At 27.9% G+C, this 14,510-nt stretch carries 12 protein-coding genes and 1 riboswitch; of the genes, 1 reads left to right on the forward strand and 11 read right to left on the reverse strand.

The window, feature by feature from the left end:
* Positions 1-58: 58 nt before the first annotated feature.
* The 6 genes from Q0W06_RS13665 to Q0W06_RS13690 all read right to left on the reverse strand — a co-directional run bounded on the left by Q0W06_RS13665 (position 59) and on the right by Q0W06_RS13690 (position 6,377).
* A complete protein-coding gene (locus Q0W06_RS13665; RefSeq protein WP_297636663.1) occupies positions 59-244 on the reverse strand; it encodes a hypothetical protein in 186 nt (61 codons plus the stop codon).
* A gap of 9 nt (positions 245-253) precedes the next feature.
* The gene (locus tag Q0W06_RS13670) at positions 254-2,167 is read right to left on the reverse strand and encodes an ABC-F family ATP-binding cassette domain-containing protein (RefSeq protein WP_297636665.1); all 1,914 of its coding nucleotides are present in this window, start codon (positions 2,165-2,167) and stop codon (positions 254-256) included.
* A 112-nt stretch (positions 2,168-2,279) separates the two neighbouring features.
* Positions 2,280-2,684: a hypothetical protein gene (locus tag Q0W06_RS13675; RefSeq protein WP_297636667.1), complete on the reverse strand. Its 405-nt coding sequence runs from the start codon at positions 2,682-2,684 to the stop codon at positions 2,280-2,282.
* 61 nt (positions 2,685-2,745) lie between these two features.
* Positions 2,746-3,126: a hypothetical protein gene (locus Q0W06_RS13680; RefSeq protein WP_297636670.1), complete on the reverse strand. Its 381-nt coding sequence runs from the start codon at positions 3,124-3,126 to the stop codon at positions 2,746-2,748.
* Positions 3,127-3,329: 203 nt separating this feature from the next.
* On the reverse strand, positions 3,330-4,631 hold the full coding sequence (locus tag Q0W06_RS13685) for a nitrate/sulfonate/bicarbonate ABC transporter ATP-binding protein (RefSeq protein ID WP_297636673.1): 1,302 nt from the start codon (positions 4,629-4,631) through the stop codon (positions 3,330-3,332).
* 18 nt (positions 4,632-4,649) lie between these two features.
* On the reverse strand, positions 4,650-6,377 hold the full coding sequence (locus Q0W06_RS13690; RefSeq protein ID WP_297636676.1) for an ABC transporter permease subunit: 1,728 nt from the start codon (positions 6,375-6,377) through the stop codon (positions 4,650-4,652).
* 158 nt (positions 6,378-6,535) lie between these two features.
* Positions 6,536-6,701: riboswitch (M-box (ykoK) riboswitch) on the reverse strand.
* Between the two features lie 184 nt (positions 6,702-6,885).
* Here Q0W06_RS13690 and Q0W06_RS13695 point away from each other — a divergent pair.
* On the forward strand, positions 6,886-7,149 hold the full coding sequence (locus Q0W06_RS13695; protein ID WP_297636679.1) for a hypothetical protein: 264 nt from the start codon (positions 6,886-6,888) through the stop codon (positions 7,147-7,149).
* Positions 7,150-7,176: 27 nt separating this feature from the next.
* Here Q0W06_RS13695 and Q0W06_RS13700 read toward each other — a convergent pair whose 3' ends face one another.
* The 5 genes from Q0W06_RS13700 to mutS form a co-directional block, all read right to left on the reverse strand.
* Positions 7,177-8,469 (reverse strand): methionine gamma-lyase family protein, encoded by a 1,293-nt coding sequence (locus Q0W06_RS13700; protein WP_297636682.1) that lies wholly within the window; start codon positions 8,467-8,469, stop codon positions 7,177-7,179.
* A 63-nt stretch (positions 8,470-8,532) separates the two neighbouring features.
* Entirely contained in the window at positions 8,533-8,763 is a 231-nt protein-coding gene (hfq, locus tag Q0W06_RS13705; RefSeq protein WP_297636686.1) for an RNA chaperone Hfq, read from the reverse strand.
* 80 nt (positions 8,764-8,843) lie between these two features.
* The gene (gene miaA, locus Q0W06_RS13710; protein WP_297636689.1) at positions 8,844-9,767 is read right to left on the reverse strand and encodes a tRNA (adenosine(37)-N6)-dimethylallyltransferase MiaA; all 924 of its coding nucleotides are present in this window, start codon (positions 9,765-9,767) and stop codon (positions 8,844-8,846) included.
* Positions 9,768-9,777: 10 nt separating this feature from the next.
* A complete protein-coding gene (mutL, locus tag Q0W06_RS13715) occupies positions 9,778-11,748 on the reverse strand; it encodes a DNA mismatch repair endonuclease MutL (RefSeq protein ID WP_297636692.1) in 1,971 nt (656 codons plus the stop codon).
* Positions 11,749-11,768: 20 nt separating this feature from the next.
* Positions 11,769-14,435, reverse strand: a complete 2,667-nt coding sequence (gene mutS, locus Q0W06_RS13720; RefSeq protein ID WP_297636695.1) for a DNA mismatch repair protein MutS — start codon at positions 14,433-14,435, stop codon at positions 11,769-11,771.
* Positions 14,436-14,510: the final 75 nt, after the last annotated feature.

Here is a 14,510-nt window from a genome sequence, read left to right on the forward strand (position 1 = left end):
TGCCTTTTACATTTTGAAGAACTAAAAGTTTTTCAGTAACTACGAAAAATTTTACTTCTTATTTTATTTTCTTTATAAATTGAATTAAATCTGTTCTTATATACTCTGATTTAGAAAAACCCTTTTTAAATACTCTAATTTGAGTGTAAGGAACTCCTTCTAATTCAAGTTCTAAAACATCAATTCTATCTCCAGTGATAATTCTATGTTCCCTATTTCCTTTTAAAGCTAATTTAATCTCCATAACATACTCCTATTTATTTTTCTTCCACTCTTCTATAAGTGCTGCTTTATTATTTAAAAACTCATATCTTTCATATTTCTCTAAAATAGTCATTTCAAGTTCTTCTTTTTTCTCTATTAATTCTTGAAGAACTGAATAATTAGTGGCATTTTTTTGAATTTCTTTTTCTAACTCTTCTGAGTCTGATTCTAAACCAAAAATAACATCTTCTATTTCTTCAAATTCCTTTTTTTCGTTAAATGAAAACTTAGGAGCTTTTTCACTTGTGTTTTTCGAAGAAACTTTCTTTTGTTCTTTAATATCTTTATTATTAACTACTTTCTCATCTTCTATATCAGAATATGAATTTAAATAATCAGAATAGTTACCATGGTAAGTACTTATATTTCCTTTTCCATCAAATTTAAAAATCTTATTACAGATTCTATCTAAGAAATATCTATCATGGGATACAACTATTACTACTCCATTATACTCATCTATAAAGTTTTCAAGTATTTTTAATGTTTCAATATCTAAGTCATTTGTAGGTTCATCTAGTATTAAGAAGTTTGGATTCTCCATTAAGACTCTTAATAATTGAAGTCTTCTCTTTTCTCCACCAGATAATTTTTCAATTTTACTATATTGTGTAGATGAATCAAATAAGAAACGTTCGCATAAAGTTGAAGCAGATATTTTACTACCATCATTAGTTGGTATATACTCTCCTCCTTCTTTTACAAAGTCTATTACTCTAGAATCTAAATTTAATTCTTTTCCTTCTTGAGAGAATACACCTATTTTTACAGTCTCTCCTATCTCTATAGTTCCAGCATCAAGTAAATTAATATCTTCTAATAAAGATAAGAAAGTACTCTTCCCAACACCGTTGTCACCAACTATACCTATTCTATCTTCTCTAGTAAATATATATGAAAAATCATTTATTAAATGTCTATCACCAAAAGATTTTGATATATTATTTATTTCTACTATTTTCTTTCCAAGTCTACTACCTACATAGTTTATTTCTATATCAGTATTAACTTCATTATATTCAGTCGAAACTAAATCTTCAAATCTTTGGATTCTTGCCTTTTGTTTAGTACTTCTAGCTTTAGCACCACGCTTAATCCATTTAAGTTCTGTTCTTATTAAAGATTGTCTTTTAGATTCAGCAGATTTTTCTATTTCTAATCTTTCTATCTTCTTATCTAAATACTTTGTGTAGTTTCCTACATAAGAATATAATGTTCCTCTATCTAACTCTAATATTCTATTAGTAACTCTATCTAAGAAGTATCTATCATGGGTTATCATAACTAAAGAGCCTTTTCTTTTATTTAGATACTCTTCTAACCATTCGATTGATTTTGAATCTAAATGGTTTGTTGGTTCATCTAGTATTAATAAATCACATGGTTTAATAAGTGTAGCAGCTAAGAAAACTCTTTTTCTTTGTCCACCAGAAAGATTTTTCATTTTTTGCGAATAGTTTGTTATTCCTAATTTATTTAATATATTCTTAGCTTCATTTTCTAAGCTCCATAAATTTAAGTTATCAATTTGAGTTTGTAATTTTAAAAGCTTATCATGATCAGAAGACTTTCCTGAATTTATATCCTCAATTAGATTTTCATATTCTAATAATAATTTCATTTCTGAATTATCACTTTTAAAAACTTGCTCTAAAATAGATAGTTCTTCTGACACTGCTTCATTTTGACTTAAAAATTCAATTTTTATATTTCTATTTACTATTCTCTTTCCGTCAAAGAATTCATCTTTTCCTGCTAATATATTTAATAAAGTAGATTTTCCCGCACCATTTATTCCGATAATCCCTATTTTATCGCCTTCATTTATTCCTAGTGAAATATCGTTTAATAATATTTTTTCACTATAATTCTTACTTATATTTTCTAATGTTAATAAATTCATCTTATTCTCCTTTAGTTTATGTTCACTAAAAATATTTTATCAAATTTTAATAGTTATTACAAAAATAATAAAAATAAGCCTAGTTGTTTTTTTAAAACCAGACTTATTTTTATTAAATAGCAACATTTATTTTTTTAAATGCAATTTTCTTAGATATTTTTTTAGTTTCAATATCAATACTTATCTTATAGATATTTGGGCAACTAAACTCACGCCACTTTCTCATATATTTAGGTGTTGCTTCTAAGGAATATTCGAAGTTTTCCTCACATTCATCAGCAAACTCTAAAAATGAAAGATTTGAGCGAGTATCAATATATAGTTCATCAGGATTCAAATTGTTTACTACAGGATAGAAAAATTTCATTGGTATCTCATAGTTATAAACTCCTTTTAAAGCTTTTCCTTCAAAGGAAATTCTCTTAAGTAAGATATTCTTTTGAATATCATCTTTATCCAAAAACATTTTAAAAACTGGCTCTTTTTGTCTATTTTTGTCTAATCTAATCTTTATCATACTTTCCTCATTAAATCTATAAGCTGCAATTTAACATTACAGCTTATAGTTTCTAATATTATTACAGATTACTAAAATAATCTTCTAAAACTTTTTTTGAAAAATCATCCATAACCATAGTTGATAATCTTTCACTATTTATCCATTCACTATTTATAACACCTTTACCAAGGTTCATAAAATCTTTTATTTTTCCAATATATATAGCATAATTTTCATCTTTTGAATCTTGAATTACTTTATACTCATCTAAATCAAATATTAATGTATTTAGATTTTCTTTTATTACATTATGAATACATTTATCATTAGTTTCTTTTCCTTTTTTATCTCTTCCAACTAACTGCCAATCACCAGGTGATTTCTTTTTCCCTTTTTGAACAAGAAGAATATTATTAAAATCATCCTTTAATAATATAAAACAACCTTTGCTATTTTCCATAATTATAATCCCCTCCAAAATAAAATAGAATACATATTAAAATAAAATACTATAAACTATATTCGATAAAAAATGTCAAATTCCTCTTTTTACGAATAAAAATATAAAATAAATATAAATAATTTATAAATACAAATAAGATTATATTTTAAATCTAAAAAAAATAAGACTATAATTTTTCAGATTATAGTCTCACTTTTATTTTAATCTTCGTCTTCTTCTAAATAAAGTTCCTCAGCATCATGATCATAATAGAATAATTCAGCATATCTACCCCAGTCGATTACTATATCCATCATTTTTTCTATTTCATCAGATGAGAAATATTTTTTGAATAATTCTTTAAAGAACTCTTCTTTCATCTTGTGATTTGCTTTATTATTCAGTACATTTAATATAAGCTTAAATGTAGATATTTTTTCAACTTGATCTTTAAATAAATCTTTACTTTCATCTTTATCTAATTCAACAAACTCTTTTCCAAGTTCAGTTATAAAAATATCTCCTTCTTTAACTTCTGCAAAACCAAGCATTGAGATTCCTTCTATGTTAGGGAATAAATCATCAATTTCAAGTAATAAGTCTCCACCTAATTGATAAATATCCATCTTACCGCCGTTATCATCAATTAGCTCTAAAAGACCTTCCATAACTCCTACATGAGAATAAGGAATTGCTACAGGTTTCTTTGGTGGTTCCTTAGTATCAACTTCAGCAGCTGTTACAACCTCTTGTTCTTCAAGCTTACCTTCTATTAATAGTTTATATACCTTATCAACAATTCTTTCGAATTCAGGCGATTTTCTATTTCTAGGATGAGGTAAATCAATTTTAATTTCACCTGCAACATGAGTTGGCTTCTTACTAAGCATTACAATTTTATCAGCCATTAGTACAGCCTCTTCAATACCGTGAGTAATCATTATGATACTTTTTATTGGCATTCTCTTTTCTTGCCAAAGATCAACTAATTCAGTTCTTAAGTTTTCAGCTGTTAAATAATCTAATGCTGAAAATGGTTCATCTAGACATAGTAGTTTTGGTTCTACAGCTAATGCACGTGCAAAACCAACCCTTTGTCTCATCCCTCCTGAAAGTTCTTTTGGGTAAGCTTCTTCGAAACCATCTAATCCAATTAAGCTTATAAGTTCTTCAGCTTTATTTTTAGTGTAATCTTTTGGGAACCCTTTAACTTTTAATCCGATTTCAACATTTTCACGAACTGTCATCCATGGATATAATGCAAAGGTTTGAAATACTATTGCTGCTGCAGAACTTACATCAGTTACTTTCTTTCCATCAAGGATAACGTCACCTTCATCTGGTTGAATAAGTCCTGTCATTATTCTAAGTAATGTTGATTTACCAGAACCAGAAGGTCCTAAGATTGCAACGAATTCACCTTCATTTATAGTTAAATCTATGTTATCAAGTGTTGGTTTTTCAGATTCTCCAAAATACTTTACTATACTATTTACTTTTATAAATTCTTTTTCATTTCTCATTAGTTCGCACCTCCACTTTTATAATTCCATTTTGAATTTTTCTTCTGCTAATTTATAAAGTCTATTCCAAATTAATTTATTAAATATTACAACTACTATTATCATAGTTAATGTAGCTGCAAGTAACATTGCAAAGTTACCAGATGCAGTTGACTCAGATATTAATGCTCCAAGTCCTGTAGTAGTAACTGTTCTTCCGCCAAATGTTACATATTCAGCAACTATACTTGCGTTCCAACATCCACCAGCAGCTGTAATCATTCCTGTAACTAAATATGGGAATATTGAAGGTAGAATTAAATATCTCCATCTTTTCCATCCTGTTACACCAAATGTTTTTGAAGCAGCTTTTAAATCTTCTGGTATAGCCATAGCTCCTGCAATAACATTAAATAAAATATACCATTGAGTTCCTAATAACATAAGAACGACAGCAGCAATATTTAATCCACCAATTTTATTAACTAAGAATAATAATAAAACTGGGAAAAGTGCAGTTGCTGGAACTGATGCTGCTATTTGAATTATTGGTTGGAAAATTCTAGCTAGCTTTTTGTTTAATCCAATTGCTACTCCAACTGGAACAGTCCAAATTAAAGCAATTATTTGTGCAGCAACTACTCTTAAGAAGGTAGCACCTACAGCTGGGAATAAACTAAGTATCTCTTTAGTTGAAAGTGTTGCTATTAACTTACTTGCGTTAAAAGCTAAATAAATAAATATAATAATAGCTGCTATTCGTATAGCCCATTTTATAATTACGCTTAAAATAGTTCCGCCTTCATTAGAACGCTTACGTTCTTCAAACTTGTCAACTACCTTATCAAGTCTACCACCAACTTTTTCAACTATAGGAGTATAAATTTTATCTTGAAGAAATCCTATTACAGCAGATCTTCTTAAAAGTGTTAATAATGCAGAATGAGGAACTTCTGTTTGAGTTAATTCCATTTTAAACTTATCAGCCCATACATTTAAAGGCTTCCAAATAAGTTGGTCTAAAAGGACAATTACAATAATAAGAGAGAATATCCCCCAAGCTAAAGCTTTTATGTTTCCTTCATTAGCTGCTACTTGTAAATAAGAACCTATTCCAGGTAATGCGTATGTTTTACCATTTAAAGTGAACATTTCACATGTCATAAGGAAGAACCATCCTCCTGCCCAAGACATCATACTATTCCACACTAATCCCATCATTGAAAAAGGAACTTCTAACTTTCTAAATTTTTGCCATTTATTAAGTCTAAATACATCTGACGCTTCACTTAAGTCTGTAGGAATATTCTTTACAGAACTATAAAAACTAAATGTCATGTTCCAAGCTTGACTTGTAAATATAAGAATGATACTTGCAAGTTCAACCCCAATGTTATGCTCTGGGAATAGAGCCATAAGTCCTAATGAAACAGCTGGTAAAAATGATAATACCGGAATTGATTGAAGTATATCAATTATAGGAATCATAATTCTTTCTGCTTTTTTATTGTGTGCTGCAATGTGACCATAAATTAATGTAAAAATTAAAGATAATACATATGCTGCAGCCATTCTCCCTACTGATTTTAATAAATATACAGGTAGTGCACTAATATTCGTCGAAATAGTACTACCTACATCCGTTGGGTTTATTTGTCCGTGTATAGCAGGTGTTAGCGATAAATATAATAATGCTGCTATACCTAGAAAAATAAGTATATCTATTACACCAAACTTTCTATTAACTATTGTTTTTTCCATATTCATAATTAATCTTCTCCTTTGTTTTTTTCTTTATCAGTAACTACCACCTTCTTCTGTATCCATAAAAATTCCTCCCTTACTATATACTTATTATGTACAAATAATTATACTAATATAAAAAAATAAAGGTTTTTAGAACATAATCCTAAAAACCTATAACAAGCAAAATTTTGTAATATGGTTTTAGCACTATATAGCTTTGAGCTAAACTCAGCTACGTTAAGTAAAGCCTTAACTCGGCAATACCTGTTGACTCATTGGCATCTTTCGATGTTTCTGAGCAGTAGCATGTATCTAATATAGGAGCCTCCCCTAGAATATTTAATTTTAATAACTATGGTAATTATAGAATTAAAAATATCTATTGTCAATCTAATTAGAGAAGAGTTAACTTATATTTAAAATAATTGTAAATATAAGTTATATGTATATTTAATAAAATGAGTAACTAGTTTACTTAGCTAGACAATTTTTTGTATAATAAAAATATAGAAATTTTAAAGTTAGAGAGGTGATAAATATTTTTTCAATTGATGAACTTATCTATATAGTAAAAGTAATTTATAATGATATAGATGAGGATGAATATAGGTTTAAAAAAATATTGCAAGATAAGATTAATGAATTAGACTTTAATAAGTACCTTACTTTAATAGAAAAAAGTGAGAAAATATCATTAAAACTTGAGAATTCACATGAATTAAATAGTTTAAATAACTTACATATGGAAATACAAGAAGAGGTTTTAAAAAATTTATCAGAATATATAAAATAAAAGTCGCATAAAAATATGCGACTTCTATTATCTATTATTTAATACTTTATTTAATGCAATTAAAGTTCCAATCTTAGCATGATCAAAAGTTAATCCACCTTGAATATATGCAATATATGGTGGTCTAATAGGAGCATCAGCAGATAACTCCATAGTAGCACCTTGGATAAATGATCCAGCTGCCATTATAACATCATCTTCATATCCAGGCATTGGTGCCTTTTCACATGAAACATAAGAATCAATTGGTGAACCTTGTTGTATTCCTTTTATAAATTGACAAAGAGGTTCTTCTGCTCCAAATATAATTGTTTGAACAATATCTGTTCTTTTTTCAGTTGATGCAGGTTTTGCTGTATATCCTGCAAGTTCCATTAATCTAGCACAGAAAATTGAACCTTTAACAGCTTCCATAGTAGTATGAGGTGCTAAGAATAATCCTTGGAATAAAGTTCTCATTACTCCAAATGTTGATCCACATTCTCCACCTATTCCAGGTACTGTTAATCTGTAAGAAGCATTTTGAATTAATTCTTCTTTACCTACTATATAACCACCAGTTGGTGAAATTCCACCACCGATATTTTTAATTAAAGAACCAGCCATTAAATCAGCACCAAATTCAGTAGGTTCCATTGTACCAACAAATTCACCATAACAGTTATCTACAAATACAATAACGTCTGAACGTACAGATTTAATAGTTTCAATAGCTTCTTTTATTTGAGGAAGCATAAGTGAGTATCTAGTACTATAGCCTGTACTTCTTTGGATGTGTACTACTTTAATAGATGGGTCTTCTTTTAATACTTCTTTAACTTTTTCTAAATCTATAAATTTATTATCAATTAAGTCTACTTGCTTATACTTAACTCCAAAGTCTATTAATGAACCCATATTTTTTTCAGATTTATTAATTCCAATTACACCATGTAAAGTGTCATATGGTAAACCTGTAACTGTTAATAAAGTGTCATTAGGTCTTAGATTACCAAATAATGCTGTTCCAATTGCATGTGTTCCATTAACAAAATGTGGTCTAACTAAAGCACTTTCTGTTTTAAATATTCTAGCGTAAACTTTATCTAAAGAATCTCTTCCGATATCATCATATCCATATCCAGTTGAATTAGTAAAGTGAGAATCACTTATTCTTTCATCTTGAAATGCTTTTAAAACTTTTAATTGATTAAATTCTCTTATTAAATCTAATTCCTTAAATGCCTCTTCTACATCTACTAATGCTTTTTCGTATATTTCAAAAACATTGTTTCCTATATTGTACTTTTCCTTTAAAAATAATTCTGTTTCTTTTAACATTTTATCCTCCTATTTATATACAAAATAAATAGGCATAGTTTATTATGCCTATTTAAAATTTAACTAATCATTTCTTGTAAATAGCATTGGTGTTCCTGGAGTTATAGTTGTGATTGCATGTTTATAAACCATCATTTCATCACCTTCACAATCTAAAACTATTATAAAGTTATCAAAACCTTTCACAAAACCTTTAAGCTTATAACCGTTAGTTAAATAAATTTCAACAGGCACTCTATTTTTTCTAGCACCATTTAAAAAAATGTCTTGTAAATTATTTTGAACTTTGTTCATAAAAATCCCTCCGCATACATATGTAAATTTATAAAACCAAATCTACAAAATGGTTATTTATTTAAATTATACAACTCTAATTACATAATGTCATCAATAATTTTAGTCTGTATATCTTCTTCTGATAGTATATCCTTATCTAAAAAATTTACTCTCTTATCTCTTCTAAACCAAGTTAACTGTCTTTTAGCATAATTTCTAGAGCCCTTTTTTATTAATTCAATGCTTTCATCTAATGTTATTTTCTTATCTAGATAAAGTAGAATTTCTTTATATCCAATTCCTTGCATTGATTGATATGATGAATCTAGCCCTTTATTTTTTAATGAAATACATTCATCTATAAGTCCTTCATCCATCATTTTATCTACTCTATAATTTATTCTCTCATAAAGTTTAGCTCTATCCATAGTTAAAACAAAATAATGTACATCATAGATAGAGTCATACATTTTTTCGCCTAAATCAAAAGAGCTAAATGGCTTTTTAGTAATATGATAAACTTCTAAGGCTCTAATAACTCTTTTTAGATTATTTGGATGAATTTGAGCATAGCTTATAGGGTCTATATCTTTTAACATTTCATGTATGTAGATATTTCCTTTTTCTTCAGCTAACTTATTCAATTCTTCTCTATATTCTAAATCGCTCTCCCCTTCTGTAAAATCCATATTACATGTTAAAGCATTTATATAAAGTCCTGTACCACCTACAATTATAGGTAACTTTCCACGAGATATAATGTCTTCTATAATTGTACTACCTAATTGTTTATAATCAGATACATTAAATGATTGAGAAGGATCTACAATATCAATCATATAATGTTTAACGCCATCCATTTCATCTGTAGTTATTTTAGCAGAACCAATATCCATTTCTTTATAGATCTGCATTGAATCTGCTGAAATAATTTCACCATTTAAACTTTTTGCAAGCTTAATTGAAAGTTCTGTTTTACCTACTGCTGTAGGTCCACCTAAAACTAATACTTTATTTTTCATTTTTATCACCTTAAACTATTCTTCTAAACTTTTTATCTAAATCTGTTGATGTAAATTTTATTATTGTTGGCCTACCATGAGGACAATGGAAAGGATCATCTATAAAACGTAGTTCTTCTATTAATTTAATCATCTCTATTTCTGATAATCTATCATTTCCTTTTACAGCTGATTTACACGCCATAGAAGCAATTTTATTATATTTGACCTCTTCTGTTTTTCCAGATCCTAAGTTTCTTAAGTTATCTACTATATTTATAAAAAATCTTTTAGCATCTATCTTTCCTAAGAAATATGGAACTTCTTTTAGCATTAATGTATTTCCACCAAACTCTTGGACTAAGAAACCGGCATCTTCAAATACACCTTTGTTTTCTTCAAAATAAGCTAAGTCATCATTTGTCATTTCCATAATAGCTGGAACTAATAAAGGCTGAACAATAAGATTTCTAGTCTTTATATCTTTTAAATATTTTTCAAAATATATTTTTTCATGAGCTGCATGTTGATCTATTAAATATAGTGTTTCATTAAATTCTCCTAGTATATAGGTTTTATTAAATTGTCCTATAATACGGATAGGTGGAAATTTAGCTGTTTTTTCTATATTTAAATTTTCAATTTTTTCTTCAGTCTTTTGTTCAATTTTTTGCTCAGTATGATTAGTAGTTTCATTAGGTATAACTATAGAATCATCTGATAGAGCTTTATCTAAAGTTAAAGCCTCTGTTGAATTCTCATTAAAGGTCTCTTTTATAACAGAAGAGGCTTCAGTAGGAGAATTATCGTATCTAACAGGAGGAGCAACTTTAAATTTCTCTTTTAAAGATTGTAGTTCTTCATTTGATTTTTGAATTTCTTTATTTAATAATTCATTTTTCTCAAAAGAATTAAAAAGAATTTTCTTTTCTTCTTCTAAATTAAAAGAAATAACCTCTTCTTTATTATCAGGTAACACTATCTCTTCTTCAGGTAATTTAAAATTATCAAAGACATCCTCTTTTAGAGCTTTATGAACTGATTCAAATATAAGTTTAAATAAAAATCTTTCATCACGGAATTTAACTTCAGCTTTTGTTGGATGAATATTTACATCAACAAACTCTGGAAATACTTCTATAAAAAGCGTGAAGAAAGGAAATTTATTGACTGTAGAGAAAGCTTTAAATGCATTTTCCACAGCAACTGTTAAAGTTTTATTCTTTATATATCTTCCATTTATAAAGATGCTTTGATTATTTCTAGAACCTCTAGCAATTTCTTCTTTTCCAATGTATCCCCAAACTTTAATATTTTCTCTTTGATTTTCAAAATATAAAATATTATCACTTATAGTCTTTCCATAAATAGCTCTTATAACATCTTTAACGTCACCTTTTCCATAAGTTTGTAAAACCTTTTTACCTTTATTATATAATTTAAAACTAATCTTTGGATTAGCTAAAGAAAGTCTATTTAAAATATCATTTATAATAGACCCTTCTCTTGTATTAGATTTTAAAAACTTTTTCCTTGCAGGAACATTAAAGAAAATATCTCTTACTTCTATAACAGTACCAAAATTAGTACCACAAGGATGACTACTTAAAACTTCACCACCCTCTATTGAAATTTCTTCCCCCATCTCTTCATCATGTGGACGAGTTTTTAAATTTACTTTTGAAACAGCAGCAATTGAAGGTAGAGCTTCTCCTCTAAAACCTAAAGTCATTATTGAAAAAATATCATTAGAGTCTTTTATTTTACTAGTTGCATGAGGTAAAAATGCCTTTTTAACATCCTCTTTATGAATTCCAATTCCATCATCCACTATTTTTATAAAAGAGGTTCCCCCCTCTTCTATTTCAACAGTTATATTTTGAGCTAATGCATCAATACTATTTTCAACTAATTCTTTTACTACTGATGATGGCTTTTCTACAACTTCACCAGCAGCTATCTTATTTGCAGTATCAATGTCTAATATATTTATTCTACTCAATAGGCTCACCTCCATTAAATTTATAGTAAATCTTTTGCTTCAGTTACTAATGTATATAACTTATTCATTGCATCCATAGGATTTAACTTTAATATATCTATATCAGAAAGTTTCTTTAAGAAATCTTCTTTTTGTAAAGAATCAAAATCCATTTGCATATCATTTTCATTAGATACACTCTTTTGTTTAGTTTTTGTTTCTTTAATCTTTGGTGATTGAACAGGTTCAGAATCCTTTGGCTTAATAGTCTCTTCAATCTGTCTATGAGTTTCTTTTATAAGTACATTATTATCTTCTTGTTCAAGGTCTGATAATATCTCTTTAGCTCTCTCTATAACAGATGAAGGTATTCCAGCAAGTTTAGCAACTTCAATACCGTAACTTTGATCTGCTCCACCTTCCACTATCTTTCTTAAGAAGATTATATTATCGTCAACTTCACTTACAGCAACTGAATAATTTTTAACACCTTCAATAGTACCCTCTAGTTTAGTTAACTCATGATAGTGAGTTGCAAATAAAGTATTACATTTTAAACTTTTAGTATTAGAAATATGTTCTATTACAGACCAAGCTATACTTAATCCATCATAAGTTGATGTTCCACGACCTACTTCATCTAATAAAACTAAACTTTTATTTGTTGCATTCTTTAAAATATTAGAAACTTCCCACATCTCTACCATAAATGTAGACTTTCCACCTGCTAAGTCATCTGATGCCCCTATTCTAGTAAAGATTTTATCACAGACTGATATAGTTGCTTCTTTAGCTGGAACAAAAGAACCTATTTGAGCCATTAATGTTATTAATGCCACTTGTCTCATATAAGTAGATTTACCGGCCATATTAGGACCAGTTATAATTAATAATCTATCATTATTTGTATCTAATAATGTATTATTTGATACAAACTCTCCTCTTCCAATTACTTTTTCAACAACTGGATGACGACCTTCTGTAATATTTATAACCCCATCTTCATTTATAGATGGTTTTACATAATCATTTTCATTAGCTATATTGGCAAGGGTAGATACAGTATCTAACTCTCCTACTATCTTAGCTGAATTTTTTAAACGTGGAATTTCATTTTCTACTAGCTGTCTAATTTGAGTGAATAATTCATATTCTAAATTAATTAGCTTTTCTTCAGCTCCAAGGATGTTATCTTCCATTTCTTTTAATTCGCCTGTAATATATCTCTCTGCATTTGCAAGAGTTTGCTTACGAATGTATCTTCCTTCTGGAATAGAAGAATAATTAGCTTTTCTAATTTCTATATAGTATCCAAAAACTTTATTATATCCTACTTTTAAAGATTTAATTCCAGTAATTTCTCTTTCAGAGTTTTCTAAAGATGCTATCCACTCCTTACCATGGGATTTAGCAACTCTAAGTTCATCTACATCCTTAGAATAACCATCTCTAATTATATTTCCTTCTTTTAAGCTTATAGATGGATCTTCTTTAATACTATTTTCTAATAAACTTTTTAAATCTTCTAAAGTATCTAAATTATTAAAATAATCTTTAAGAAGAGGGGATTCAGATCTAGATAAAAGTTCCTTTATATCTGGCAACTTCTCTAAAGAACTTTTTAAAGAAATTAAATCTTTTCCATTTACATTTCCATTAGCAATCTTACCTACGATTCTTTCAATATCATATATATCTTTAAGTAAGAATCTTAAATCTTCATTGAATGATAAATTATTAAAAAGTTCTTCTACTCCACATAATCTCTTTTCAATTTCTTTTTTTGAAATAAGAGGCTCATCAATCCATTTTTTTAGAACTCTTCCACCCATTGAAGTTGAAGTTTTATCCATTACCCATAGTAAAGAACCACGTTTTGATTTTTCTCTTATATTTTCAGTTAACTCTAAGTTTCTTCTTGAGCTACCATCTATAGTCATAAAGTTTATTATGTCATAACTCTCCAAAAAGTTTATATTTAATAAACTCATTTTTTGTGTTTCATAAATATACTTTAATAGTATTCTAGATGCTATTAAAGAAGAGGGAGAAAGTGTATCAATCTCTAATGAACTAAATTGATTAAGTAATTCATCTTTAGAAACTAAAAACTCTGAAAAGTTTTTTCTAGTTAAAAGTGCAGATGAAATGCCTTCTAATTCTCTAATAGTATTTTCATTAAAGTTTGTATCTATAAGAATTTCTCTTGGATTCAATTTAGTTATTTCATCAAATAATGTTGATAATAACTTATTAAATGAAGTTACTTTAAACTCACCAGTACTAATATCTGTAGTTCCTATTGAGAAAGTATCTGTATCTTCAAAAATAACACTTAAATAAGTGTTAGAAGTTTCATTAGTATTTTCACTATATGTACCTGGTGTAATTACTTTAATAACATCTCTTTTAACGATTCCTTTTGAAGCATTTACATCTTCAACTTGCTCACAAATTGCTACTTTGTATCCTTTAGAGATTAATCTTTGAATATAATTTGCTGCAGCATGAAATGGGATTCCACACATAGGAGCTCTCTCTTCAAGTCCGCAATCTCTTCCTGTTAAAACTAATTCTAATTCTCTTGATGCGGTCTTTGCATCTTCAAAAAACATTTCATAAAAATCTCCTAGTCTAAAAAAGACTATACAATCTTTATAATTTTCTTTTATTTCAAAATATTGTCTCATCATTGGAGTTAGAGCCATATATTTTCACTTCCTTTCACTTTTTACCATCAAACTTGCTGTTTAAATGGATTTAAATGGGTATGGGTAAAATAT

The sequence above is a fragment of the uncultured Clostridium sp. genome (genome assembly GCF_947072515.1).
In the GTDB taxonomy this organism is placed as follows: domain Bacteria; phylum Bacillota; class Clostridia; order Clostridiales; family Clostridiaceae; genus Clostridium.

Bases quoted from the DNA above. Each gene is read 5' to 3' on its own strand.
- Q0W06_RS13665 (WP_297636663.1), bottom strand. From the start codon at position 244: ATGGAGATTAAATTAGCTTTAAAAGGAAATAGGGAACATAGAATTATC.
- Q0W06_RS13670 (WP_297636665.1), bottom strand. From the start codon at position 2,167: ATGAATTTATTAACATTAGAAAATATAAGTAAGAATTATAGTGAAAAA.
- Q0W06_RS13675 (WP_297636667.1), bottom strand. From the start codon at position 2,684: ATGATAAAGATTAGATTAGACAAAAATAGACAAAAAGAGCCAGTTTTT.
- Q0W06_RS13680 (WP_297636670.1), bottom strand. From the start codon at position 3,126: ATGGAAAATAGCAAAGGTTGTTTTATATTATTAAAGGATGATTTTAAT.
- Q0W06_RS13685 (WP_297636673.1), bottom strand. From the start codon at position 4,631: ATGAGAAATGAAAAAGAATTTATAAAAGTAAATAGTATAGTAAAGTAT.
- Q0W06_RS13690 (WP_297636676.1), bottom strand. From the start codon at position 6,377: ATGAATATGGAAAAAACAATAGTTAATAGAAAGTTTGGTGTAATAGAT.
- Q0W06_RS13700 (WP_297636682.1), bottom strand. From the start codon at position 8,469: ATGTTAAAAGAAACAGAATTATTTTTAAAGGAAAAGTACAATATAGGA.
- hfq (WP_297636686.1), bottom strand. From the start codon at position 8,763: ATGAACAAAGTTCAAAATAATTTACAAGACATTTTTTTAAATGGTGCT.
- miaA (WP_297636689.1), bottom strand. From the start codon at position 9,767: ATGAAAAATAAAGTATTAGTTTTAGGTGGACCTACAGCAGTAGGTAAA.
- mutS (WP_297636695.1), bottom strand. From the start codon at position 14,435: ATGGCTCTAACTCCAATGATGAGACAATATTTTGAAATAAAAGAAAAT.